We start from the raw sequence: 25,720 nt of genomic DNA on the forward strand, positions 1-25,720 counted from the left end.
CATTGCGCCCGGCCGACGTCCCTCGTCCCCGGTCAGCCGAGCATGTCCGCTCCGGCCCGGGAATCCTCGGTGATGTGGATGAGCGTCGGACCATCCGCTGCCTCCGCCTCGGTGAGCGCGGCCAGCAGCGCGTCCGCGCCGTCGACGTGGACTCCGCGCGCCCCCATCGCCTGCGCGAGTGCCGGGAAATCCGGCCCGGTGAGCTTCACCCCGGACGGTGTGTCCCCGCGGTCCTCCATCTCGTTGCGGATCTCCCCGTACCCGCCGTTGTCGACGACGATGAGACTCATCCGCACGCCCGCCTGCACGGCCGCGGCGAGTTCGGGGATCGTGAACATCGATCCCCCGTCCCCTTCGATCGCGACGATCCTGGCATCGGGGTACGCGAGTTTCGCACCGATGCCGGCGGGTAGGCCGTAACCGAGCGTGCCCGCCCCCGCCGGGTAGAGGAACCGGTCGCCCGGGCGAGCCTTCCACCCGGTCTGCACCCCGTAGTAGCAGGCCATCGTCGAGTCCGCTGCGACGATGAGCGGCGAGTCGTCGGCCTCCGCGAACGCTGTGAGTGCGGCCGACAGATCGGCCCAAGGTCGGCCGTCGGTTTCCATCGCCGAGGCGGCCCTTGACTTCCATTCGGCCGTCCAGTTCCGTGCGGCGGCGGTCGCGGACTCCGTCCGCAGCGCTGACACTTGTTCGTTCAGTGCCGCTGTCGCGTTCTTCGCGGCGGCGAGGATCGGATGGGTGACGGCCGCGTTCGTGAGCATCTGCACTTCGTCGATGTCGATGCGCACCACGGTGTCGGGCAGCGGCAGGGGTTCCGGCCAGAAGTCACTGGGTGCCAGTTCCGTACCGATCGCGATGACCGCATCGGCATCGCTTGTGAGTTCTGGAAGCAGCTCGAGGACCCCGACGGCGCCGATGGTGGTCTCGGCGCGGTCATCGACGAGTCCCTTCGCGTTCGAGGACAGGACGATTCCCGCTCCGAGAGACTCGGCCAGAGCTGCGACCTCCGCTCCTGCTCCGTGTGCTCCGGCCCCGGCGATGATGAGCGGACGCTTCGAGCCGGCGATCGCCTCGGCGGCAGCATCGATCTCCGAGCGCACGGGAGCCGGCAGCGACCGGGTCACGGACGGATGGAGCTGTCTCGGGCCGGCGGTTTCGATGAGATCGAGAGGGATCTCAATGGCGGCCGGGCGGGTTCGGCCGGAGCGCATCGCCGACAGCGTCTGCCCGACTGCCAGCGACACCTCGCCGGGGCTCGTGACCCGCATGACCTCGGTGAGGACGGCAGACAGCGCCGCGGACTGGTTGCGGACTTCGTGGAGGAGTCCGTTCCCGCGGCCGGGGTGGGTCAACGGCATGCCGGGGGTGATGAGAAGGACGGGCACGGAATCGGTGAAGGACTGCAGCAGGGCGGTGAGTGCGTTGAGCGCGGCCGGCCCGGTGGTCGTGACGATGACCTGCACCTCGCCGGTGGCGCGGGCAGCTCCGTCGGCCATGTAGCCCGCGCCCTGCTCGTGGCGAGGTGAGACGATGTCGATGCCTGCGGCGCTCAGCTGCGCGAAGATCTCGAGGTTGTGGGTGCCGGGGATTCCGAAGACGCGGGTGATCCCTTCTGCCTGGAGCGCACGAGCCAGGTGTGCTCCGCCGGTGATGGTCGTCTGGTCCATTCTCATTCCTCGCTGTTCGGGGTCTCTGCTGGCACGTTCTCTGCTGTCGGGTTCTCCGTCGCCACGACGAGTGCGTCGACGGCCAAGGCGCCGTCCTGGGCGACTCGCACCGGGTTGATCTCGATTTCGGCGAAGGCGTTGTTCCCGGCCACCAGTCTGGATACCGCGACGATGATCTCGGCGAGCCCGTCGATATCGGCGGCGGGACGCCCCCGCCATCCGGTGAGCAGCCGCGAGCAGCTCAGCCGCGAGATCATGTCCAAGGCTTCGGTGTGGGTGACGGGGGCGAGTTCGAGCCACGTGTCGGCGAAGAGTTCGGTCTCCGTCCCGCCGGCGGCCACGACGACGAGCGGCCCGAAGTTCTCGTCCTGCCGACCCCCGACGAGGATCTCGACAACGTGATCACGTGTGTCCATCTCCTCGAGGATGTACTCACCCTCGCCGAGGCGACCCACCATGTCCGCGTATGCCGTTTCGACTGCGTGGAAGTCGTTCAGACCCAGAACAATGCCGCCGGCCTCGGTCTTGTGGGCGGGCCATCCGGCCTTGAGCGCAAACGGCGGTCTGAGATCGGATGACGCGGCCGCCTCGGCGAGTGCACGGGACTCCCCGGGGCCCACGCTGCCCACAGTCACAGCGGCAGGGACGGGAATCCCAGCGCCCTCGATCACCGCTCGGGCGGCCGCGTATCCGGTGCCCCACGGGGTGACGGGGCCGGTGAGTTCGAGGGATTCGGTGAGCCGGCCCGAATGGGCGGCGTAGAAGCCGGCGCGGGCGAGCACGCGCATGGCCGCCTCGATGGAGGTGTAGGCGGGGATGCCGAGCTCCCAGAGGCGGGTGACGGCAGGCGACGATGCGCTCATCGAGTGGACGATGACGGGCTTCTTCGCCTCGGCGACGAGCTCGCCCAGACGGTCGACGACAGCCAGCTCTCGGTCGCGGAGGTCGGGGACGTCCTCGCCGTAGCAGCCGAAGTAACCGGACACGACGACGGCGTCGATGTCCGCATCGGTCAGCAGCACCTCGGCGAGGTCCGCATAGACATCGAGGTTCTTCTCTCCTGCACCGTCGAGGTCGATGGGATTGTCGACATGGTCGGCGTCGATGAGGACTCCGGCGGCACGCTGACGAGCTGTCGGTGTCAGATCGGTGACGTGCAGGCCCCAGCTCTCGGCTGTGTCGGCGGCGATCGCTCCCTGCCCGCCGGAGTCGGAGAGCACACCGATGCGCCGGCCGTTCGGCAGCCAGGCGGAGGCGAAGAATCCGGCGAGTTCGACGAGCTGGCCGGGGGTGGTGAGGCGGATGGCGCCTGCGGCTCGGCAGGCGGCATCGACGGTGTCCATGGCCGAGGTCATCGATCCGGTGTGCGATTTCGCCAGCCGTGCTCCGGCTGTTGATGCTCCGGTGGTGAGGATCATCGTCGGCTTCCCGGCGGCGCGCAGGGCTTTGAGGGCTGAGACGAGGCCGGCTCCGCCGGTGAAGGATTCGAGGTAGAGCGCGACCTGAGCGGTGGCGGGGTCGTCGACGAGGGTGGTGAGCACTTCGGCGGCGCGGACGTCGGACTGTCCTCCGATCGAAGCGAACCGGGAGACGCCGAGTCCGCTGCGTGCCGAGAGGGTGGCGATCTCCGTGCCGAGCTGGCCGCTCTGGGTGACCACGGCGAGACTTCCGGGAATGAAGTTGCCCCAGGCCAGGAGCAGATCGGTGTGTGAGTCGACGAGCCCGAGCGAGTTCGGGCCGATGAGGCGGCCGCCGGTCTCACGGATAGTGGCAGCCAGTCCGTCGGCGTCGGGGACGCGGGCGGAGATGATGAGGAAGGCGCGCACTCCGTTCTCGAGTGCTTCGGCGACGACTCCCGCGACGGTGGGGCCGGGCACGGAGATGACGAGCAGCTCGGGCGTCTCCGGCAGGTCTCTCAGGCGAGCGTACGTCGGCTGGCCCTGGATCGAGCCGGCTTTGGCGTTGATGAGGTAGACGCGGCGGCGCTCGGCTCCGCGCAGGGCACCGGCTGCAAGCCAGAAACCCCATTTGCTGGAGTCGTTCGATGCTCCGAGGACGGCGACGCTGCCGGGATCGAAGAACGCATCCATGTCGCTAGCTTTCCGGCACCGACGTGGCAGCGGCAGTGCGATCGCCCAAGGCTGCGAGATTCGCATCGACCTTCGCCTGAGCGGCCGCCCGGGGACTGATGTCCTGGTCACGGGCAGCGGTGAGGACTTCGGTGGTGAGATCGCGCAGGGTCGAGGTGACGATGGCCCGGCTGTCGTCCCAGCTGCCGTCGACGTCGCCGAAGGTCACCCACCACCACCAGGCGTTCGTCGCCGAGTTCGCGAGGAAGTCCGGGACGACGGTGACGCCGCGAGCCAGCAGCGTCTCTTCGGCCGCGGGCAGGACGGGCATGTTCGCGGCCTCGACGATGAGTGAAGCGGTGATGCGGTCGCAGTTGTCCGGCCTGATCGAGTAGCTCACGGCCGCGGGGACGAGGACATCGGCGTCGGCGGCGAGCCAGTCGTCGCGATCGCCGATGCGGTCCTCCGGGCGCAGCGCTTCGCGGTCGATTCCGCCGAACTGGTCGCGGGTGACCAACAGAGCTTCGACGTCGAGCCCAGCGGGGTTGGACACGAACCCGTCGGCGTCGGCGATGCCGACGATGCGCAGTCCCGCCTCGGCGAGATACCGGGCGGTGGCACCGCCCATGGAGCCGAATCCTTGGATGACGGCGGTGGATTCGCTGGGGTCACGGCCGGCGTCGTGCAGGGCCGCGATCACCGAGGTGGCCACACCGAGGCCGCCGACGAGTTCGTCCTGGGCGACGCCGTCGACGATGGCGGAGAAGGCCTTCTCCGCGCGGGCCTCGACGGCGACCGGATCGTCGACGAGCTTGTTGACGGCGGAGAGCCCCGAGCCGAGTTCGCGGCGGGAGAGGATCTCGTCGATGTCGTCCTGGCGAACGCCGAGGTCTTCGCCGAGGGCCCAGTAGGCGTGCATGATCGGGTTGATATCGACGAGGAAGCGTTCGAGGACGTCCTTGGCTCCGGGTGCGCGGGGGTCGAAGTCGATTCCGCCCTTCGCTCCGCCGACGGGCACATAGTGTCGGCCCTCGCGCAGATGGATCGCTTCCTTGCGGGTCATCCCCTGGGCGAGTCCGCGCACCTCCTCGAGGGTGCAGCCTTTGCGCATGCGCAGACCGCCCGAAGCAGTGCCGCGCACAAGGGTGTCGATAACGACATACCCGAGTGCACCAGTGTCCGGATCCTGCCAAGTGATGTCCATGAACATGGGGCTCCCAAAAGATCGGCGTCTCAAGACTTTTACTGAACCGCTATTCAGTAAGAGGTGTGACTCCAGTCTGTCCGGGTGAGGGCCGCCACGTCAAGGCCGCTAGGATCGAGGCATGCCGACAGTACTCATCACCGGAGCCGGACGAGAGAACAGCATCGCCGCGGGAGTGGCCGCACGACTGTCGTCCGACGGCTGGACCGTGTGCACGAGCGATCTCGATCGCGGAGACTACCCATGCGACCTCTCGTCTGCTCACGAAGCGCAGGAGCTGGTCGGCCGGGTGAGCAGGAATCACGGCACCATCGACGGATTGGTGCTCAGCCACGATCACGGCGAAGAGTCCGGGATCCTCGACACCACCGCCGACAGCTTCGACCGCCACATGGCTGTCAACGCACGCGCATCGCTGCTCCTCGTCGCGGCGTTCGCGAAGCAGATCGGCGAGTCGGGAGGCGCGATCGTCGCCTTCACCAGCGATCACGCCACGGGCAATCTGCCCTATGGAGCATCGAAAGGCGCGCTCGATCGAATCGTCATCTCCGCTGCGCGGGAACTCGGACCGAAGGGGATCTCTGCGAACGTCGTCAATCCTGGGCCGATCGACACGGGTTGGATGGACGAAGAGACGAGGACCGGGCTGATCCCTTATCAGCCACTCGGCCGTATGGGCACTCCTCGCGACATCGCCGGGGTCACTGCATTTCTGCTCTCTGCTGAGGGCCGGTGGATCAGCGGCCAGCTGATGTCTGCCGACGGAGGGTTCTCCGCTCGCTACTGATGGGAGCGCACGGCAGTCGACCACATGACCGCACGGAAGCATTGTTGGGTCGATCCGCGGCGTTCTGGACGTGCAGAACACCGTGGATCGACCCAACAATCACCCTCAGCCGAGTTCGCGGGTGAGGAAGTCGTCGACCCAGGTGCTCAGCGCCTCTGTGTCAACGGTCTCCGAATTGACCATCACCTGGATAGCCAGGCCGTCGAGGAAGGCGAGAACCCGGGTCGCGCCCGACGCGGTGCCGCCTTCAGGTTCCGTGCACTCCCCCGCCGCGATGGCCTCGTCCATGAGGTGCACGAGAATCGACTTCCACTCCCGGTCGAGAGCGGCGAATGTTGCTCTCAGACCAGCATCGAAGAGTCCGGCCGACCAAGCGTCGATCCAGATCTTCCAACTGCGCGAGGAGCCGCTTGGCAGGTACCAGCCGACGACGCCCCGCAGTCGCTGGAGTGCGGATCCACTCCCCCTCGCCGAGGCGGCTCCCGTCGTGGCATCTCCACCGCCATCGTGTGGTGCGTCCGTCCCCGCCGATGCAGTCCCGGCCGCCAGCTCCCGGGCACGGTCGATGTCCTGGCGACCGGCGAAGTCGAAGGCCTCGGCGACGAGGGCTTCCTTCGTCTCGAAGTGGTAGATGACAAGACTGGCGCTCAAGCCCAGACGCGCGGCGACGTCGGAGACCCGCAGCGCGCGAAGACCCGTCGCCTCGATCTCCTCGACCGTGGCCACCAGGATCTCCTCCCGGCGGACCGCTGCGCTCTTCCTCGCCATCTCGCCTGTCTCCTTTCACGTTCCAGCCGGACGGTATCCCGCGCCCGAGGCTCGACGCCCCGAATGCGGCGACGCACTCAGGGCAGTTCGACCTCGGCGGCCGGTCCGACCAGCGCCAGAGCCTTGGGCCGCGACAGCAGCCGCCCGGCCATCTCACTGACGTCCTCGGCCGTGACCGAGCGGACGCGTTCGATGAGGTCCATCGGCGATTCGAGCGGCAGCCCGAAGATCTCCGACCGGGCGAGACGATTCATCCGCGCCGCAGAGGACTCGAGTCCGAGCACCATCGACCCCGACAGTTGGGACACGATCTCGTCGAGCTCGAACTGACTCGGCGTCTCCTGCGCCAGCCGATCCCATTCGCTCACCGCCAGATCGACGACGGCCTGAGCGTTCTCGGCCGTGCATCCGGCATAGATGCCGAAGGTGCCGGTATCCGTGAACTGACTGGCCACACAGTTCACGGCATAGGCCAGTCCGCGCTCCTCGCGCACGCTCTGGAACAGCCGCGACGACATTCCGCCGCCGAGCATCGTGAGCATCACCGAGTAGATGAACCGGTCGTCGTCGCCTTCGGGCAGGCCTTCGCAGCCGAGCATAATGCCCAGCTGCTCGATGTCTTTGACGGTGTGCGACTTCCCGGAATGGAACTCCGGACGCACCCGTGCGGCCCCACCGAGGTGCGAGCCTTTCGCCACCGAGGCGGCTCCGCCGTCGGCGTCACCCGTGCGCACCGAGGCGGCCCCGCCATCGGCCTTGCCCGCATCCACCGAGCCCGCACCGTGATCGCCGGTCCCCGCGCCCGACCAGACGTCGGCGCGGGACCCGAGCCCCGCCTCGGCGAGGGCATCCTCAACCATCGCGAGGACCTCTTCATGGGTCGCCCCGCCTGCGGCAGCGATGACCAGACGAGGCGGGATATACGTCGACTGATAGTGGTCGATGACCGTGTGGTGGCCGAGCACGCGGATCTGATCCTTCGTCGCACCCACGGGCCGGGCCAGCGAATGCGAACCGAAGACCAGCGAATCGAAGTCGTCGAAGAGGACGTCTCCGGGGTCATCGGCGGACATGGCGAGCTCTTCGATGATGACACCGCGCTCGCGTTCGAACTCCTCGACGTCGAGCTGGGAGTTCGAGACCATATCGACGAGCAGCCCGGTGATGTTCGGCAGATCCGTCACGAGGCACCGGGAGTAGTAGCAGGTGAGCTCCTTGGCGGTGATCGCATTCGAATCCCCGCCGGTGCGGTCGAAGGCCGCGGCGATAGTCTTCGCATCGCGGCTGCCGGTGCCCTTGAACAGCATGTGCTCGAGGAAATGCGTCGAGCCGGCGGTCTCGGCGGATTCGTCACGGGACCCGGCCGCGACCCAGATCCCGATCGTCTCCGAGGCCAGACCCGGCATGTGTTCGGTGGTCAGCGTCAAACCACCGGGGAGGACAGACCGATCGATTCGGCTGCCCTCCCCGGTGTGCGAACTGCTCAGTATCAGTTGTCTGATCCCTCTTCGTCCGATTTCTCGTCTTCGTCGGTGACCGGAGCCAGCGAGAGCTTGCCGCGGTCATCGATCTTCGTGATCTCGACCTGGACCTTCTGGCCCACACCGACGACGTCTTCGACGTCCTCGACGCGCTTGCCGTCGTTGAGCTTACGCAGCTCGGAGATGTGCAGCAGGCCGTCCTTGCCCGGGGTCAGGGAGACGAATGCGCCGAAGCTCATCGTCTTGACCACGGTACCCAGGTAACGTTCGCCGACCTCGGGAACCTGCGGGTTCGCGATCGCGTTGATCATCGACCGGGCGGCCTCAGCGGCCGGTCCGTCGGTGGCACCGATGAGGACGGTTCCGTCGTCTTCGATGCTGATGTCCGCGCCGGTGTCCTCCTGGATCTGGTTGATCATCTTGCCCTTGGGCCCGATGACCTCACCGATCTTGTCGACGGGGATGTTCACGGAGATGATCCGCGGTGCCGTCGGTGCCATCTCGGCCGGGGCGTCGATGGCCTCTGCGATGACGTCGAGGATGACCATGCGTGCTTCGCGGGCCTGCTTGAGGGCGGCACCGAGCACCGAGGCGGGAAGGCCGTCGAGCTTGGTGTCGAGCTGGATCGCGGTGATGAAGTCACGCGTACCGGCGACCTTGAAGTCCATGTCGCCGAAGGCGTCTTCGGCACCGAGGATGTCGGTCAGAGCCGCGTAGGCGGTCTGCTCACCCTGGTCGGTGGAGATGACGTCGGAGACGAGACCCATGGCGATGCCGGCGACGGGCGCCTGCAGCGGCACACCGGCCGAGAGCATGGCCAGCGTCGAGGCGCAGACCGAGCCCATCGAGGTCGAACCGTTCGAACCGAGGGCCTCGGAGACCTCACGGATCGCGTACGGGAAGTCCTCACGCTTGGGCAGAACAGGCACGAGGGCGCGTTCGGCGAGTGCGCCGTGGCCGATCTCGCGGCGCTTCGGGCTGCCCACGCGGCCGGTCTCACCGACCGAATAAGGCGGGAAGTTGTAGTGGTGCATGTAGCGCTTCGACGTCTCGGGTGAGAGCGAGTCGATGGTCTGCTCGAGCTTGAGCATATTCAGGGTGGTGACACCCAAGATCTGGGTCTCGCCGCGTTCGAAGATCGCCGAACCGTGCACGCGCGGGATGACGTTCGTCTCGGCGGTGAGCGGACGGATGTCCTTGAGCCCACGGCCGTCGATGCGGACCTGCTCGGTGAGGATGCGCTTGCGCACGACCTGCTTGGTCAGGGCGTTGAGAGCGTTCGCGATCTCCTTCTCACGGCCTTCGAAGCGCTCTCCGAGCTTCTCGAAGAGCTCGTCGAGGAGGGCGGCACCGGCGGCTTCGCGCTCCTGCTTGTCGGCGATCGTGAAGTTCTCGGTCTGCTTCGCCTCGGCGAGTTCCTTCACCGCTTCGAAGACGTCGTCCTCGTAGTCGCGGAAGACGGGGAATTCGACGGTCGGCTTCGCGGCGCGATCGGCGAGCTCGGACTGCGCGCGGCAGAGCTCGGCGATGAACGGCTTCGCGGCTTCGAGACCTTCGGACACGACCTCCTCGGTGGGGGCCGCGGCACCGGTCTTGATCTTGTCGATGGCGTTGTCGGTGGCTTCGGCCTCGACCATCATGATGGCGACGTCGTCACCGACGACACGACCGGCGACGACCATGTTGAACACGGCGTCCTCGAGCTGCGAGTGGTTCGGGAAGGCGACCCACTGGCCGTCGATGAGCGCGATGCGCACACCGCCGATGGGGCCGGAGAACGGCAGACCCGAGAGCTGAGTCGACATCGACGCGGCGTTGATGGCCAGAGCGTCGTAGATGTGGTCGGGATTGACCGACATCACGGTGACGACGACCTGAACCTCGTTGCGCAGGCCCTTGACGAACGAGGGGCGCAGCGGACGGTCGATGAGGCGGCAGGTGAGGATCGCATCGGTCGAGGGGCGTCCCTCACGGCGGAAGAACGAGCCGGGGATGCGGCCGGCGGCGTACATGCGCTCTTCGACGTCGACTGTCAGCGGGAAGAAGTCGAAGCCCTCACGGGGGTTCTTTCCGGCCGAGGTGGCCGAGAACAGCATGGTGTCGTCGTCGAGGTAGGCGACGGCGGATCCGGCGGCCTGCTGGGCAAGTCGTCCGGTTTCGAAGCGAATGGTGTGTTTGCCGAAGCTGCCGTTGTCGATATGGGCAACGGCGGATTCAGGGTTGAGTCCCACGTAGTCTCCTAGTTTGTGCCGGTGCGCGGCGGTCATCGCAAGACCTGCAACGCTCGAGGGAGGCCCCTCGGCGCGAAGAGGCAGCGCTCTGCATTGCACAGTGCGAAGCCCCGCGCCCTTCCGGCGGGATATTGGCAGTGGACGATGCATGGATCCACGCCGGTCATCGATCGGGGCCCACGGAACCGGTGCCGGCAGCCACTTGCATCTGCAAGCCTGTGTCAGCGCGCGTTCCTCCGGAGGCCACTACCGAAGACCGAAACGTCCATGGCATGTGCGTCCACGCATGAGTCTACCGCAGAAGCACGGAAGCGCCCCACCGAGAGGTGGGACGCTTCCGAACAGTTCGAGACGGTCCGATCAGACGGTGCTGATCAGCAGACTCGAATCAGCGGCGCAGGCCGAGGCGCTTGATGAGCGAACGGTAACGCTCGATGTCGACCTTCGCGAGGTACTTGAGCATGCGGCGACGCTGGCCGACGAGGAGCAGCAGTCCACGACGCGAGTGGTGGTCGTGCTTGTGATCCTTGAAGTGCTCGGTCAGGTCAGTGATCCGGCGGGTCAGCAGTGCAACCTGGACCTCGGGAGAACCGGTGTCGCCCTCATGAGTTGCATATTCCTTGATGATCTCTTGCTTCACAGCGGTATCGAGAGCCATGGAGTTCTCCTTCGTGTCGTTGCGCGGCGCAGGGACCTGAAGTCTCTGCCCTATGGGACCGCGGCCGGTGAAAACGGCAGAGATCAGCTTATCAGGTGTGCAGGACCTCGCGCACATCGGCGATATCCTCATGCATCTGCACGATGAGGTCGTCCATCCCGGTGAACGCGACCTGCCCGCGGATGCGCGAGACGAATTCGAGAGTCATCTCACGGTCGTAGACGTCGAATTCGCCGAATTCCTTGTCGAGCACGTAGGCCTCGACCCGTCGGACCTGTCCCTGGAAGGTCGGGTTCGTGCCCACGGAGATCGCGGCCGGGTACGCCTGATCCTCACCCGAGAACGTCGCCCAGCCGGCGTAGACGCCGTCGGCGGGGACGAGTCCGTCGGGATAGTCCGAGAGGTTCGCTGTCGGAAATCCCAGGTCGCGTCCGCGGGCATCGCCGTGAACGACGGTGCCGTGGAGTGCGTGGTAGCGCCCGAGCTGGTCGGCCGCCTCGGCGACATCACCGGCAGTGAGCTGCTCCCGGATCCGGGAGGACGAATACCGACCCCCGCGCCCGACTTCGTCGATCGTTTCGACACGGAACCCGCATTTCTCGCCGAGGCGGCGCAGAGTCTCGATCGTGCCTTCGTTGTCCTTGCCGAACCGGACATCGTCGCCGACGACGACGATCTTCGCGCGCAGGGCTTCGACGAAGTACCGGCGCACGAATTCCTCGGCCGACTGGGCGGCGAAGTCGAGGTCGTAGGGCTGGATGAGGAGGCCGTCGATTCCGGTGGCGGCGATGAGGTCGGCGCGCTGCCGGGTCGAGTTGATCATCACGGTCGGCTCGTCGGGGCGGTGGACCGTGCGCGGGTGCGGGTCGAAGGTCATTGCGATCGAGCGCAGGCCCTCTTGCCTGGCCAGGGCGGCGACGGTGGTCAGGACCGTTTCGTGTCCGCGGTGCACGCCGTCGAAGTTGCCGAGGGTGACGACGGTGCCGACAGCGTCGACCTCGACCTCACCGAGTCCGTGATACAGCTCCACCAGACATTCGCTCCTTCCGTGCACCGATTCAGATTATCGCAGAGATCTTCCGCCTCCTAACCCGGACCTCGCCGAGGCGGAAGGACGGGTTCAGGCGATGATCGCCCACCCGATGACGCCGAGGAGGGAGGCCAGGGCGATGGAGACGAAGGTGCCGATGATGAACCGCTCCCCCGCGGCCGCCGAGGACTTGATCTCCGCGAAGCGTCCGAGCCCTTTGACCGCGATGACCACGGCCATGAGTTCGGGTCGGCCGAGCACGATCGCTCCGGCGATGAGCGCGCGTTCGACGATGCCGATCCACCGTCCGCCGCGCAGGACCTCGACGTCTTCGGCCCCTGTGCGTTCGGGTTTGGAGCCCGGGCCTGCATGGGTCAGGCGGAGGAGGAGCGGGACGAGCGGCCAGCCGATGAGGGCCGCGATGATGGCGGCGGCGATGGCGACGAGCACGTCAGTCCACATGTGCGTCTCCTTCCGACAGGGCTCGTTGGAGCCCGTCGAGGTGATGCCCGGCCAGATGCTCGGCTCCGGCGATGATCTCGGCGGGACCGGCCGCCAGCACCCGAGAGACCGCTTGTTGGGAGACGTCGAATTCCGCGGCGATCTCGACTTGCGTGGCGTCCGGATGGTCGAGTCGATATCCGACGTAGCCGCGGGAGTGTCCGCGCAGCTCGGTCAGTGTGCTGATGAGGAGCCGCAGAGCCGCCTCGGCCAGCCCACGATGGTCGCTGTCCGGATCGGCACTGACGACGAGGTGGGCGGGTGCGGATTTGGCCGCTTCGACCGCCCGGCGGGCGGAGTAGAAGGCCTCTCCCCTGCCTTCGGTGGTCGTCTCGGGCAGCGGCCGTTCGACCTCGCCGATTCCGAGGCCGATATGCCAACCGGAGTCGATGCCGATACGGCGCACCGCCTCGGCGACGGCATCGGGATCGTCGAGGACCCCTTGGACCTCGTCTCCGATGGTGCGGGCGAAGGGAACGACCGTGTCGATCGGAGAGAGAGCATCGAGGATGCGGGGCACCGCGTCGGCGGTCGACCGCGAATCCTGCTGGTCGATGGTCAAGACGAACATAGGACAAGTAGACCAGATGATTGCATCGGATACAAGAGTTTCGGTTGTATTTGACAGATACAACCGAATTCGTTGTTTCCGGGCGTGGGGCTGGACCCTTCAGGCGAGGTCGATGGCAAAGGCGGTCAGCGACTTCAGACCGCCGTTCCGACGCACCTCGGCCACGGAGACGAGGGCATCATCGCAGACGACGGCGACCTCTCGGCTCCCCGTGTCGTCGACCCCGGGGTCGGTATGCCAATCACCCGCAGCAACGGTCTTGCCCTGCATGAGGGCGCGGGCCCGATCGACATCGACGGTGACGACGGGCAGGAGGGTGCGGGCCGCCTCGGCGAGCGAGATGAGGGTGGGCGCGGGGACGTCGAGGTCCTCGGGCAGGGTCACAGCCTGGTCGATGTGGAAATCGCCGACACGCGTCCGCCTGAGCGCGGTGAGGTGGCCGAAGACGCCGAGGTCGGTGCCGATGTCGCGGGCCAAGGCGCGCACATACGTGCCCGACGAGCAGTCGACCTCGACATCGACGTCGATATGCCCGTCCTCGGCGGCGAAGCGGATGTCGATGATCTGGAACCCCGAGACCTTGACGCGACGGGCCTTGAGTTCGACATCCTCACCGGCACGGACGCGGGCGTAGGAGCGCTTGCCGTCGACCTTGATCGCCGAGACGGCACTGGGCACCTGATCGATGGGGCCGCGCAGCTTGGCCACGGCGGCTTCGAGGGCCGGAGCGTCGACACGAGCGAGATCGGACGGGTCGGCGAAGCGATCGGGCTCGGAATCGGCATCATCGGTCGGGGTCGACGACCCCAGGCGGATGGTGGCGAAGTAGGTCTTCGAGACCCCGGTGATGTAGGTGAGCAGCTTGGTGCCGCGGCCGAGGCCGAGCACGAGGACACCCGTGGCCATCGGGTCGAGAGTGCCGGCGTGGCCGACCTTCTTCGTGCCGAACCAGCGGCGGATGCGGGAGACAACGCCGTGGGAGCTCAGGCCCTGCGGTTTGTCGCAGACGAGGACGCCCTGCGGGGAAGAATCGCTCACTGGGTGCGGCGATCAGTTGAAGGACACGTGCACGTGATCGAAGTGATTCGCGGTCGCCGAGCCGCGATCGTCCATGCCCTTCCAGCCCTGTCCGGGCATCCAGATGCGCTGCTTCCAGATGACGTACTTGACGTTGAGGCTGCCCTGGTTCTGGATGAGGTAGTCGGCGATGCGGTCGCCGGTGGATCCGGTGATCATGATGTCGACGGCTTCACCGGTGTTGTGGTCCGAACCGGTGCCGGGACGACGTCCGCCGAACGTCTTGACCTCGGGGAACTTCGCGCAGACAGCGCGGTAGCCGTTGACGGCGTTCGGCAGCAGGCCCGACTCGATCGAGGAGGACACGCTGCACGGCGGCGCCGAGGTATCCGAAGAGGTGCCTTCGCCGGAGGACTTCTCATCGGAAGACTTATCACCGGAGGACGAATCGTCGCTCTTCTCCGAGGCAGCCGAGGATTCAGCGGTCGGCTTGGGCTTCGGCGGAGCCTTGACCTCGAGATCGGTCTTCGAGGTCTTGTTCTTGTACTTCGGGTCGTCCTTGACCTTCTCCAGGTACTCTTCGCCGGCCTTCTTGCGTTCGGCGTCGAGCTCTTTCTGGCTCGGGGTCGAAGCGGTGGTCGACTCCTCGGGGGTCGTCGACGCGGCCTCGGTGGTGACGTTGCCGGACTCGGGCGGGCCCATAACGACGGTCGAACCGACGACGGCGGCGGTCGCGGCTGCAGGAACGGCGATCGCGGCGACGACGGGACGCTGCTTGACGGTCGCCAGCACGGAAGTCGCCGAGGACGGCGCATTCGCTGCGCGTCGGCCGGCGGGGCGCTTGCCGGGAGTCAGGTCCCGGATCAGCTGCTTCGCGAACGACGGCTTCGGTGAGGAGTGCTTACCCAATGCAGAATTCCCTTAACAGAGTCGTAATCATTTCGTTACCGCAAAAAGTCTACGACATCTCGGAAAGATAACAAAACTGTTACGAGAACTTTTTTTCGCGACGTGACGAAGCTCAAATCGGGCCCGGAGCGGCCATTCCGCCGCTCTCCACCCGATGACCAGGCGCGATGCACTCTGTTTGCTGGAATGCGACGATCACTCTTCGTCGGCGTCGTCGGGCTTCTTGTACGGGTCGGATTCACCTGCATGCTGCGCGTTCTTGGCCAACCCGGCCACTCGAGCGTCGTCCGCGGCAGCCTGAGCGAGCAGTCCGTCGAGACGGGCGGCCGCCTCGGGGACGGCATCGGCGATGAATTCGAGGCTCGGGGTCAGACGGATCGTCAGCCCCTTGCCGACCTCGGAGCGGATGAACCCCTTGGCCGATTCGAGCGCATGACCGGTGCCGACGAGATCCTGGTCGTCGCCGTAGACGGTGTAGAAGATGGTGGCGTGCTGCAGATCGCCGGTCACCCGGACATCGGTGACGGTGACGAAGCCGAGGCGGGGATCCTTGAGCTTGCGCTCGATGGTGCTGGCGACGATGACCTTGATCTGGTCGGCGATCTTGCGGGCCCGTGTCGAGTCTGCCATGGTGCGTGTCCTTCTGTTCGGGGCCGGAGCTTCTCTCCGGCCCTATATTAGCTGTGGAATCGAACCGGCTCCGGCCGGTCCCCCGTTCAGGGGCCGACCGGAGCCGTCGACTCACGATGTGAGTCCCATCCTCTTCGGCTGCGCTGCTGCGCTGTCGAATCAGCGGGTGGAACTCACTGTGCGACCGATCAGTCGCGCGGCTTCTCCTGCATCTCGAAGGTCTCGATGATGTCGCCGACGCGCAGGTCGTTGAACTTGCCGAGTCCGATACCGCACTCGTAGCCTTCGCGGACCTCGGTCGCATCGTCCTTGAACCGGCGCAGCGATTCGATGTGGACGTTGTCGCCGATGACGATTCCGTCGCGGGTGACGCGAGCGGTCGAGTTCCGCTTGATGAGGCCGTCGCGGACGATCGAACCGGCGATGTTGCCGAACTTCGAGGAACGGAAGACCTCGCGGATCTCCGCGGTTCCGGTCTGGACCTCTTCGTACTCGGGCTTGAGCATGCCCTTGAGCGAGGACTCGATGTCGTCGATCGCCTGGTAGATGACCGAGTAGTAGCGGACGTCGACGCCTTCGCGGTCTGCCAGGTCGCGAGCCTTCGCTTCCGGACGGACGTTGAAGCCGAGGACGATCGCGTTGTCGACCGTGGCCAGGTTGATGTCGTTCTCCGTGATCGCACCGACGCCGCGGTGGATGATCCGCAGGTCGACGTCGTCGCCCACATCGATCTTGAGCAGCGAATCCTCGAGCGCTTCGACAGCACCGGAGACGTCACCCTTGAGGATGAGGTTGAGCATGTCGACCTTGCCCTCAGCCAGAGCCTTCGTGAAGTCCTCGAGGCTGATGCGCTTGCGACCGCGGGCCTGAGCGGCGTTGCGCTCGATGGCGTCACGCTTCTCAGCGATCTGACGAGCCGTGCGATCGTCATCGGTGGAGATGAACGAGTCACCGGCACGCGGGACGGACGACAGACCGAGCACCTGCACGGGGCGGGAGGGTCCGGCCTCCTCGACGACGTTTCCGTTCTCGTCGAACATCGCACGCACACGTCCGTAGGCGGTGCCGCAGACGATGGCGTCGCCCTGACGCAGGGTGCCGGACTCGACGAGGACGGTGGCAACCGCACCGCGGCCCTTGTCGAGCTTGGCTTCGATCGCGATGCCGCGAGCGGACTTGTCGGGGTTCGCCCGCAGGTCCAGGGCCGCATCAGTGGTCAGCAGGACGGATTCGAGCAGCTGGTCGATGCCCTCGCGCTTGAGCGCGGAGATCGGCACGAACATGGTCTCGCCGCCGTATTCTTCGGCCACGAGGTTGTATTCGGTCAGCTGCTGCATGACCTTGGCGGGGTTGGCGCCTTCCTTGTCGACCTTGTTCACGGCCACGACGATCGGCACATCGGCCGCCTGAGCATGGTTGAGAGCTTCGATCGTCTGCGGCATGACGCCGTCGTCGGCGGCGACCACGAGGATCGCGAGGTCCGTCGACTTCGCACCACGGGCACGCATGGCGGTGAACGCCTCGTGACCGGGGGTATCGAGGAAGGTGATCTTGCGATCCTGTCCCTCGTGCTCGACCTCGGCCTGATAGGCACCGATGTGCTGGGTGATTCCGCCGGCTTCGCGCGAAGCGACATTCGCCGAGCGGATCGCGTCGAGCAGCTTGGTCTTACCGTGGTCGACGTGACCCATGACGGTGACGACCGGCGGACGTGCCTGCAGATCCTCGTCGTCCTCTTCTGCGGCTTCGGCATCGAGGTCGATGTCGAAGGTCTCCAGCAGCTCACGGTCTTCGTCTTCGGGCGAGACGATCTCGATCTTGTAGCCGAGCTCTTCGCCGAGGACCTCGAAGGTCGCCTCGTCGAGGGACTGGGTGATCGTGGCCATCTCACCGAGGTGGAAGAGCACGGTCACGAGGTTCGTCGGATCGGTGTTGATCTTCTCGGCGAAGTCGGCCAGCGAGGAGCCGCGACGCAGACGCAGCGGCGTGTTGCCGTCTCCGCGCGGAACGGTGACGCCACCGACCGAGGGAGCCTGCATCTGCTCGAGCTCTGCGCGCTTCGCCCGCTTCGACTTGCGTCCCTTCTGACGGGGACCGCCGCCGCGACCGAATGCACCCTGCGTGCTTCCGCGACCGCGACCTGAACCGCGACCACCGGGACCGCCGCCGGGTCCACGACGAGGACCGCCGGGAGCGCCGCCCGGGGCACCGGGTGCGCCGCCGCCTGGAGCGTTTCCGCGTCCGCCGCCGCGACCGCGGCCGGGAGCGGGCTTGTTCAGTGCCGAGTTCTTCAGCATCGACGGGTTCGGGCGTGGTGCGCCCGGGCGAGGTGCCGGACGGGGACCGCCCGAGGATTCCTCACCGGATCCGCGCTGCTTCTGGCCGGGCTTCGGCATTCCCTGCGAAGGCGCAAACGGGTTGTTGCCGGGGCGTCCGCCCTGGCCACCCTGACCGCCTTGACCGCCCTGGCCACCCTGGCCGCCGGAACGACCGCCGGGCTTGGGCCCACGACCGGGCTTCGGCATTCCCTGCGAGGACGCGAAGGGGTTGTTTCCGGGACGGGCGGCGCCACGCCCGCCGGGCTTACCGGCAGCACCCGGCTTGGGTGCACCGGGTTTCGGGGCACCGGGCTTGGGCGCGGCAGCTGGCTTCGGGGCTCCGGGCTTCGGCGCCGAGGAGGCAGCCGGCTTGGCTGCGGGGGCCTCGGTCGATTCGGCTGCCTTCGGGGCAGCCGGGGTCGCCGGCTCAGCGGCAGGCTTCGGTGCGGACTTCGCAGCGGGGGCGGCATCCTCGGCGGGGGCCGATTTCGCCGCACCGGCGGACTTCGCAGCACCCGGCTTGGCGGCCGACTTCGCGGCGGGCTTGGGTGCGGGCTTCGCACCGGGTTTCGGGGCTCCGGGCTTCGCGGCCGGCTTGGCGGCCTTCTTCGCGCCGGTGGACTTCTCACCATCGGCGGAAGAGGAATCGGCGAATGCCTCCTTCACGCGGCGCACGACGGGCGCTTCGAGCGTCGAAGAGGCGGAGCGAACGAATTCGCCCATGTCCTGGAGCTTTTCGAGGACGTTCTTACTTGTTGTGCCGAGCTCTTTCGCGAGCTCATGGACACGGGGCTTTGCCACAGTTCTCCTGTCCGGGTTCTTTCCCGGTCAGGAAAGAACCTCATCAATGAAGAGCAGTACTCATTTCACTGCTCTCTCGAATTCCGTTTGGGTGTCATCGTGCGACACTCACAACTTGTCATCCATTCGGCTACCCGTTCTCTTTGGGTTCGGTGTCCGGCCTCGGGAGGTCCGAGGCGGTGATCTTCGTTCGAAAGGATCGAGCGAAGGCGGCAGTGGTCAGGGCCTTGTCCAGGCACTTCGCATCAGGATGCACCCATGCACCACGTCCAGGCAGTGTCGCTGACACATCGCGGACGACGGCGGGGTGCTGATCGGGGCGGAACACGAAGCGTGTCAGCTCGTCCCGACCGGCCTTCTGCCTACAGGCGATGCACGTCCTTACGGGTCCATCACCAACATTCACAATGAATGATTCTACAGCACCGGCACCCCCGCTCGCGCCAAGGGGGCCAGTGGTGCGAATCACTGCACGAGGCTATTCGCCTGCGACGATGTCGATCTTCCAGCCGGTGAGCTTGGCTGCCAGGCGGGCGTTCTGCCCTTCCTTGCCGATGGCCAGGGACAGCTGGTCGTTGGGGACGACTGCGCGGGATTCCTGAGCGGCGGCGTCGAGAATCTCGACGCTCTTGGCCTTGGCCGGGGACAGTGCGTGGGCGATGAACTTCGCCGGGTCATCGGAGTAGTCGACGATGTCGATCTTCTCCTGGCCGAGTTCGTTCATCACCGCACGCACACGGGAGCCGAGTTCGCCGATGCACGATCCCTTCGCATTGACTCCCGGCTTCGTGGCGCGCACGGCGAGCTTCGTGCGGTGGCCGGCCTCGCGGGCCAGAGACACGATCTCGACGGTGCCGTCGGCGATCTCCGGAGCCTCATGGGCGAAGAGTCGGCGCACGAGGTTCGGGTGGGTGCGTGAGACGGTGACCGAGGTGCCCTTCGTGCCCTTGTGCACGTCGGCGATGTAGACGCGCAGTCGGGTGCCGTGGGCGTAGGTCTCGCCGGGGACCTGTTCGTGCGGGGGCAGCACAGCTTCGACGTCTCCGATGTCGACCTGGACCATCTGCGGGTCGCGGCCCTGCTGGATGATGCCCGAGACGATCTCGCCTTCACGGCCCTTGAAAGTGCCGAGCAGCGTCTCGTCCTCGACATCGCGCAGCCGCTGGTGGATGACCTGCCGAGCAGTCTGGGCGGCAATCCGGCCGAAGCCGGTGGGAGTGTCGTCGAATTCGCCGATCGGGTTGTCGTCGTTGTCGAACTCCACGGCGAGGATGCGCACCTCGCCGGTGGACTTGTCGAGTTCGGCGCGGGCGTCGGGCCAGGCCCCTTCGGTCTTCTGGTAGGCGAGGAAGAGCGCCTGTTCGATGAGTTCGATGAGGGTTTCCAGCGGAATCTCACGCTCTCGTTCGATGACGCGCAGAACATTGAGGTCGATGTCCATGTCTAAGTCCTCTCTCGCTCAACCGAGCATTGAATTGTCTGTGTTCACTTATGCAGGCGTAACAGTCTATCCCAGTCCGCGCCCGCACTCTGTCTGCGAAGGGGGCGCCTCACCTCCGACGGAGCGTGAGGTTCGCCTCAGCGGAACTTCAATTCCACCTGGGCCTTGCGGATCTCGCCGAGATCGACCGTCTTCGACTCCTTGCGCTGGGGGTCCGTGCCCGTGATCGAACTCTCCCCCACCTCGGCGAGGTCGAGCTTGAAGGTGTCCTTCTTCGTCGTGATCTCCAGGCGACGGCCGATGACGCGTCGGAAGTGGCGTGGGGTCTCGAGTTTTCGGGTGGCACCGGGGCTCGTGACCTCGAGCTGGTACGGCTTGTCCCGGAAGATCTCGACCTCGTCGAGGGCGTCGCCGACGATCTTCGTCGATTCGGCGATCTTCTCCATCGACATCGGATCGGTGCTCGATTCGTCGAGGTCGACGACGACGGTGAGCGTGCGCCGCGGACCGGCCGCCACCGCTTTGACGGTCTCGAGGTGGAATCCCGCATCCTGCAGGGGCGGGGCGAGCAGGCCTGTGATCCGCTCGACGTCTTCGTCCATTTCTCCTCCATATCCTTGTGCGTCCCCTTCGCCGAGGCGGCGCGAGGGGGTCGGCGCACCGTGCACGTGCGCGACCGCAGTGTTCTCACCCACCCTAAGCGACAGCCGCCGTCGAGGTTAAGCCTTCGTCGCGGTTCTGCCGGGTGTCTAGTCTCATTCTGCGGTCGGGCGGGCGACGGTCGGTGCCCCTCGGCGCTGTCGGGTGCCCCTCGGCGATGGCGGGTGTTCCTCGGCGGTGGCGGGGCATCCGATAGGATTGCCGTATGCATTTTCCCGTCAGTCGCCGCGGCCTGTTGACTGCCGGCGTCGGCGGGTTGAGCCTGGGCCTGCTCACCGCCTGCGGCCTGCGACTCGATCAGGATCCCGAGATCCCCACTCTTGATGCGACCCAGCAGCTGCGCAATCGTCTGGCCCGCATCTTGGACTCCGCTTCTCCCGGCGCCGGTGATCCCGAAACCGCGGGTGAGGACCTTGCTGACTTCGTTGCGGCGATCGGTCCCGAATGGAATCCACCGACCGAATTCGCCACCGAGGCACCTCCGACCGAGGAGGACCGCACCTTCGTCCAGGCCGCCGAGGTGGCTTCCCGTGCCGTGTTCGAAGCCTCAGCGTCCTTGGGTTCGGACCTCATCCCCGTCCTGGCCGATGTGGCCACGGGTCTGGCCCTGGTCGCCGGAACGAAGAACCCGGAGATCATCACCACCGCCGACGAACTCATCCGCGCCGGCCGTGAGGAACTCGACCAGACCAGGGACGGCGGCGATGATGCGTCGGCGTCCCCCAGTGCCACCGGTGGGGCCGACGCGGATGCCGGGACGAACAACTCCGGAAGCCAGGATCCGAAGGGTCGGGCGGAGATGTTCAACGCGATCCTCAATCAGTCGCGGGCTGCCGCCTACGGCTTTGAACGGCTGGCCGTGAACTTCGATTCGAAGTCGCGTGAACGCAAGGCCGCCCTGGCCAGGCTCGAATCCTTGGGTGCCCTGTCCGGGGAGATGCTCGAACGCCTCGGTGAGGACGCAGCCGATCCGGCCGCCTCGGCGTGGAAGCTCGATCCCACCCCGACGGATGCGGACTCCGCGAAGGAGCTGGCGCTGTCATTGGAAGACGGCATCGCTTCCGCGCTTCTGCCCTGGTTGGAGGCGGACGCCTCGGCGATTCTCCGGCTCTGGGAATCGGCCCGGACCCGGATGGTCTTCGCCGCTCCGCAGCCGCTGCGTTTCACCTATGACGAACCCGGGCAGGCGGAGGTGCAGGAGTGAAGGTCCCACCGGTTCTCTACCGCGCGACGCGCGAGATCATCGGCGAATATCGCACCGATTCGTGGGTTGCCGCGCTCGACTATATGGCCAACGAGCTCCTCGACCGGTGGAAGCTGCGCTTCGACGATGTGCCCGGGGCACCGTGGGCCGGATGCGAGTCCCTGGTGATTCCGGTGCTCACGCAGGAGAACTATCAGGGGGTGCTGCGGTTCGCGGCTCCCACCTCGGCGCATACGGCCGCGCATGCGCAGGTGCTGCGGGCACTGAAGATGTGGAACGGGCACGGAGCGGTGCGGGTCATCCGGGATGATCGCAGCTTCCGGGTCACTCTGCAGGAGCGGCTGCGCACGAAGGACAACCTGTCCGTGCTGCCATTGGCCGATGTGCCTCCGGTGTGGGGTGCGCTCCAGAGGTCCTTGGAGATTCCGGCGACCTCGGAGTTCCTGCGGGTCCAGGATGTCGTGGCCGGGTGGCTGAATTCGTTCGATGCCGATGCCGCGCTGTTGACCGGGTGGTCGGAGGCGGGTCCGCACGATTCTCTGCTGCTGTCGTTCGCCCGCAATTGGATGCAGACTCTGGCGTCCTCGGATGAGAACTGGCTCATCCATGCCGACCTGCACTACTACAACATCCTCGCCGGCAACCCCGATCCGACGGGCATCTCGACGTGGAAGGCCATCGATCCGCAGCCTCTGGCCGGTCCGACCGCGTACACCTTGGCCCCGGTGCTGTGGAACCGTCTGGCCGAGATCCCCTCGGACCATCCGCAGGCGCAGGCGGCGTGGCTGCGTGGCTTCGCCACGGACCTGGCGCTGTGCGCCGGGGTCGATCCGCAGTACGGGATGGGTGCGACCGTGGCCAGGGAGATCACGAACATGTTCTGGTATCTGCGCGCGGCCTCCGGCGGGTCGAATTCGAGCCTGGCCGATGCTGCCCGCTCCCTGTGGGTGGCCCGCGCGCTGTCCGGCGCCGATGTCGCCGGAGTCAACGCCCACGCCCTCAAACCCATCGGCTAACCCCTTATTGCTACCCGACGGCGGCCCAGCAACCTCGCGCGAGGTTGCTGGGCCGCCGTCAGGTAGCAATTAGTGGATGAGGGTGGAGATGAAGTCGAAGCCGAGTTTGAGGATCAGAGCGGAGACGACGATGACGAAGACGACGCGGACGAACCCTGAGCCCTTCGCCAGCGCGGTGCGCGCACCGAAGATCCCGCCGGTGACATTGCCGACGGCCATGATCACACCCAGTAGCCAGACGACCTGACCGTCGGGGATGAAGTAGACGAGCGCCCCGAAGTTCGTCGCCCAGTTGATCACCTTCGCCGTGGCCGAGGCCTGCAGGAACGAGAATCCGATGATCGAGACGAAGGCGATGACGAGGAACGATCCCGTCCCCGGCCCGAGCACTCCGTCGTAGATGCCGATAACGAGCCCGATCAGCCACGACAGCGCGTGGTGGCGTTTCGACGTTTCCCCGAACCGCAGCGTGGCATCGGCGCCGAGGCTCGGGTTGAGCACGGTGAAGATCCCGACCCCGATGAGCGCGAGCAGAATGATCGGGGTGAACGCCCCGCTCGGCACCAAGGTCGCGAGCTTCGCCCCGAGCACGGCACCCAAGAACGCCGAGGCCGCGGCCGGGATCGTCGCCGACCGGTCCGGAGTGATCTTGCGCAGATAGGTGACCGCCGAGGCGGTCGTGCCCGCAATCGACCCGATCTTGTTCGTCGCGACAGCTTGGACGGGGCTCATCCCCGGCACGAGCAGCAGCGCGGGCAGCTGGATCAGTCCGCCCCCACCGACGACGGCATCGATCCACCCGGCCAGGACTCCCGCGGCGAGCAGCCACAGGACCATCGTCCAGGTGACATCGATGCCTCCGGCGAGGGCTTCGAACACCGAGGCGGCTCAGGCGTTCTGGTCGGCGCTGATCGCCGCGTCGGCTGCGGCTGCAGCCTTCGCGTACGCCTCACGCACACGTGCCACGGTGGCAGGAACCACCTCGGCAACGGGCTGGTCGGACTTCTCCCCGGCCAGACGGTCGCGGACCTCGACGACGCCGTCGGCCAGACCGCGGCCGACGACGATGACGGTGGGAATGCCGATGAGCTCGGCATCGGCGAACTTGAATCCGGGTGAGACCTTGTTGCGGTCATCGAGCAGGACGCTGACACCTTCGGCCTCGAGTTCGGTCGTCACCTTCTCGGCTGCTTCGGCGATCTCCTCACCCTTACCGGCGACGATGATGTGCACATCGGCCGGGGCCAGGTGCTGAGGCCACAGGAGTCCGTCCTCGGAATGGTATTCCTCGGCGATGCAGGCCATGACGCGGGTGACGCCGAGGCCGTAGGAGCCCATGGTCACGGTCGTCGCCTTGCCGTTCTGGTCGAGCACCTTGAGGTCGAGGGACTCGGCGTACTTGCGGCCGAGCTTGAAGATCTGACCGATCTCGACACCGCGGGCCAGCTCCAGCGGACCGGAGCCGTCCGGTGCCGGATCGCCGAGGACGACCTGGGCGGCTTCGATGGTGCCGTCGGCAGTGAAGTCCCGTCCGGCGACGAGGTCGAAGACGTGGCGTCCGGGCTCATTGGCTCCGGTGATCCAGCGGGTGCCGTCGACGACGCGGGGGTCGAGGAGGTAGCGGATCTTCGAGGGCGATTCGAGGCCGAGAACCGGCGCATCAAGGGAGTTGCCGGGGCCGATGTAGCCCTTGACGAGCTCCGGATGGGTGGCGAGGTCCTCAGCCGTCGCGGCTTCGAGGTCGACCTCACCGTCGCCGAGCATGCCGGTGCCGGCGGCGCGGTCGAGGTCGACTTCGCGGTCTCCGGGCAGGCCGATGACGATGATCTCGCGGGTGCCGTCGGGGTGGGTGACGGCGCAGACGACGTTCTTCAGCGTGTCCGCGGCGGTCCACTCGCGATCGGAGCGCGGGTGCGCGGCGTTCGCGGCTGCCACGAGGGTCTCGATCGTCGGGGTGTCGGGGGTGTCCTCGACATGCGCGGCAGGCGACTGCGAGTAGGGAATCGCCTCGGGCACGATCGAGGTCACGGCCTCGACGTTCGCGGCATATCCGCCGGGCGACTTCACGAACGTGTCCTCCCCGACCTCGGAGGGGTAGATGAACTCCTCTGTTCCGGAGCCGCCCATGGCACCCGGGGTCGCCTTGACCGGCAGGCACGGCAGGCCGAGGCGGGCGAAGGCTCGCAGATAGGCCACGCGCATGGCCTCGTAGGAGGCGTCGAGTCCGGCGTCGTCGATGTCGAAGGAGTAGGCGTCCTTCATGATGAACTCGCGTCCGCGCAGCAGTCCGGCGCGGGGGCGAGCTTCGTCGCGGTATTTGGTCTGGATCTGGTAGATCGACAGCGGCAGGTCTTTGTACGAGGAGTAGAGGTCCTTGACCAGAAGGGTGAAGACCTCCTCATGTGTGGGAGCGAGGATGTAGTCGTTCTCGCGGCGGTCCTTGAGATGGAAGAGGTCGGGCCCGAAGGCCTCCCAACGGCCGGACTTCTTGTACGGATCGGCGGGCAGCAGGCCCGGGAAGTGGACCTCCTGGGAGCCGGCGAGCGCCATCTCTTCGCGCACGATGGCTTCGATCTTGCCGAGCACGGCCAGTCCCAGCGGCAGCCACGTGTAGATTCCCGGTGCTGACCTGCGGATGTATCCGGCACGGTGGAGCAGTTTGTGGCTGGCCACCTCGGCGCCGACCGGGTCTTCCTTCTGGGTTCGCACGAACAGGGACGACATGCGCAGGGCCATGGGTAAATCTCCTCAACTTGT

At 66.6% G+C, this 25,720-nt stretch carries 22 protein-coding genes; 3 read left to right on the top strand and 19 right to left on the bottom strand.

Annotation, left to right across the window (positions count from 1 at the left end):
- Positions 1-32 precede the first annotated feature (32 nt).
- Genes AC3CD9_RS08405 through AC3CD9_RS08415 form a run of 3 tightly spaced genes read right to left on the bottom strand, consistent with a single transcriptional unit; the run spans position 33 to position 4,946 of the window.
- Positions 33-1,667 (bottom strand): thiamine pyrophosphate-dependent enzyme, encoded by a 1,635-nt coding sequence (locus tag AC3CD9_RS08405; protein ID WP_488367211.1) that lies wholly within the window; start codon positions 1,665-1,667, stop codon positions 33-35.
- 2 nt (positions 1,668-1,669) lie between these two features.
- Positions 1,670-3,757 carry an acetate--CoA ligase family protein gene (locus AC3CD9_RS08410; RefSeq protein WP_488367212.1) on the bottom strand — a complete coding sequence of 696 codons (2,088 nt, stop codon included), beginning with the start codon at positions 3,755-3,757 and terminating at the stop codon, positions 1,670-1,672.
- Between the two features lie 4 nt (positions 3,758-3,761).
- Entirely contained in the window at positions 3,762-4,946 is a 1,185-nt protein-coding gene (locus AC3CD9_RS08415; RefSeq protein WP_488367213.1) for a Glu/Leu/Phe/Val dehydrogenase dimerization domain-containing protein, read from the bottom strand.
- A 115-nt stretch (positions 4,947-5,061) separates the two neighbouring features.
- Here AC3CD9_RS08415 and AC3CD9_RS08420 point away from each other — a divergent pair, with 115 nt between their 5' ends.
- Complete coding sequence (locus AC3CD9_RS08420) at positions 5,062-5,727, top strand: SDR family oxidoreductase (protein ID WP_488367215.1); 666 nt, start codon at positions 5,062-5,064, stop codon at positions 5,725-5,727.
- Between the two features lie 105 nt (positions 5,728-5,832).
- Here the strand turns inward: AC3CD9_RS08420 and AC3CD9_RS08425 are convergent, their stop codons facing one another.
- From AC3CD9_RS08425 to AC3CD9_RS08490, 14 genes are all read right to left on the bottom strand, one after another.
- Positions 5,833-6,495 (bottom strand): TetR/AcrR family transcriptional regulator, encoded by a 663-nt coding sequence (locus AC3CD9_RS08425; RefSeq protein WP_488367216.1) that lies wholly within the window; start codon positions 6,493-6,495, stop codon positions 5,833-5,835.
- Between the two features lie 77 nt (positions 6,496-6,572).
- Positions 6,573-7,922, bottom strand: coding sequence for a M16 family metallopeptidase (locus AC3CD9_RS08430; RefSeq protein WP_488367217.1), 1,350 nt, complete (start codon positions 7,920-7,922; stop codon positions 6,573-6,575).
- 62 nt (positions 7,923-7,984) lie between these two features.
- A complete protein-coding gene (locus AC3CD9_RS08435) occupies positions 7,985-10,207 on the bottom strand; it encodes a polyribonucleotide nucleotidyltransferase (protein ID WP_139468948.1) in 2,223 nt (740 codons plus the stop codon).
- A 388-nt stretch (positions 10,208-10,595) separates the two neighbouring features.
- Complete coding sequence (gene rpsO / locus AC3CD9_RS08440; RefSeq protein WP_039210907.1) at positions 10,596-10,865, bottom strand: 30S ribosomal protein S15; 270 nt, start codon at positions 10,863-10,865, stop codon at positions 10,596-10,598.
- A 91-nt stretch (positions 10,866-10,956) separates the two neighbouring features.
- Positions 10,957-11,895, bottom strand: coding sequence for a bifunctional riboflavin kinase/FAD synthetase (locus AC3CD9_RS08445; protein WP_488367218.1), 939 nt, complete (start codon positions 11,893-11,895; stop codon positions 10,957-10,959).
- 90 nt (positions 11,896-11,985) lie between these two features.
- Positions 11,986-12,357 (bottom strand): hypothetical protein, encoded by a 372-nt coding sequence (locus AC3CD9_RS08450; protein WP_488367219.1) that lies wholly within the window; start codon positions 12,355-12,357, stop codon positions 11,986-11,988.
- Positions 12,347-12,967: a hypothetical protein gene (locus tag AC3CD9_RS08455; RefSeq protein WP_488367220.1), complete on the bottom strand. Its 621-nt coding sequence runs from the start codon at positions 12,965-12,967 to the stop codon at positions 12,347-12,349. Before AC3CD9_RS08455 ends, AC3CD9_RS08450 begins: the two co-directional genes overlap by 11 nt.
- Before the next feature lie 99 nt (positions 12,968-13,066).
- Positions 13,067-14,005, bottom strand: coding sequence for a tRNA pseudouridine(55) synthase TruB (truB, locus tag AC3CD9_RS08460; protein ID WP_488367221.1), 939 nt, complete (start codon positions 14,003-14,005; stop codon positions 13,067-13,069).
- Between the two features lie 12 nt (positions 14,006-14,017).
- Positions 14,018-14,893, bottom strand: a complete 876-nt coding sequence (locus tag AC3CD9_RS08465; RefSeq protein ID WP_488367222.1) for a VldE C-terminal domain-containing protein — start codon at positions 14,891-14,893, stop codon at positions 14,018-14,020.
- A 195-nt stretch (positions 14,894-15,088) separates the two neighbouring features.
- A complete protein-coding gene (gene rbfA / locus AC3CD9_RS08470) occupies positions 15,089-15,523 on the bottom strand; it encodes a 30S ribosome-binding factor RbfA (protein ID WP_488367224.1) in 435 nt (144 codons plus the stop codon).
- 188 nt (positions 15,524-15,711) lie between these two features.
- Complete coding sequence (gene infB / locus AC3CD9_RS08475; RefSeq protein ID WP_488367225.1) at positions 15,712-18,642, bottom strand: translation initiation factor IF-2; 2,931 nt, start codon at positions 18,640-18,642, stop codon at positions 15,712-15,714.
- A 130-nt stretch (positions 18,643-18,772) separates the two neighbouring features.
- Positions 18,773-19,111: a YlxR family protein gene (locus AC3CD9_RS08480; RefSeq protein ID WP_318278474.1), complete on the bottom strand. Its 339-nt coding sequence runs from the start codon at positions 19,109-19,111 to the stop codon at positions 18,773-18,775.
- A 9-nt stretch (positions 19,112-19,120) separates the two neighbouring features.
- Positions 19,121-20,083: a transcription termination factor NusA gene (gene nusA, locus AC3CD9_RS08485; RefSeq protein WP_172174327.1), complete on the bottom strand. Its 963-nt coding sequence runs from the start codon at positions 20,081-20,083 to the stop codon at positions 19,121-19,123.
- Positions 20,084-20,220: 137 nt separating this feature from the next.
- Positions 20,221-20,685: a ribosome maturation factor RimP gene (locus AC3CD9_RS08490; protein ID WP_488367226.1), complete on the bottom strand. Its 465-nt coding sequence runs from the start codon at positions 20,683-20,685 to the stop codon at positions 20,221-20,223.
- A gap of 263 nt (positions 20,686-20,948) precedes the next feature.
- Between AC3CD9_RS08490 and AC3CD9_RS08495 the strand changes: the two genes are divergently transcribed.
- A complete protein-coding gene (locus tag AC3CD9_RS08495) occupies positions 20,949-21,947 on the top strand; it encodes a hypothetical protein (protein ID WP_488367227.1) in 999 nt (332 codons plus the stop codon).
- Complete coding sequence (locus AC3CD9_RS08500) at positions 21,944-22,963, top strand: aminoglycoside phosphotransferase family protein (protein WP_172174321.1); 1,020 nt, start codon at positions 21,944-21,946, stop codon at positions 22,961-22,963. Before AC3CD9_RS08495 ends, AC3CD9_RS08500 begins: the two co-directional genes overlap by 4 nt.
- A 69-nt stretch (positions 22,964-23,032) precedes the next feature.
- Here the strand turns inward: AC3CD9_RS08500 and AC3CD9_RS08505 are convergent, their stop codons facing one another.
- A complete protein-coding gene (locus tag AC3CD9_RS08505) occupies positions 23,033-23,800 on the bottom strand; it encodes a TSUP family transporter (RefSeq protein WP_488367527.1) in 768 nt (255 codons plus the stop codon).
- A 51-nt stretch (positions 23,801-23,851) separates the two neighbouring features.
- The gene (locus AC3CD9_RS08510; protein WP_488367228.1) at positions 23,852-25,699 is read right to left on the bottom strand and encodes a proline--tRNA ligase; all 1,848 of its coding nucleotides are present in this window, start codon (positions 25,697-25,699) and stop codon (positions 23,852-23,854) included.
- Positions 25,700-25,720: the final 21 nt, after the last annotated feature.

It is taken from the genome of Brevibacterium sp. MGP-B1, from assembly GCF_057766545.1.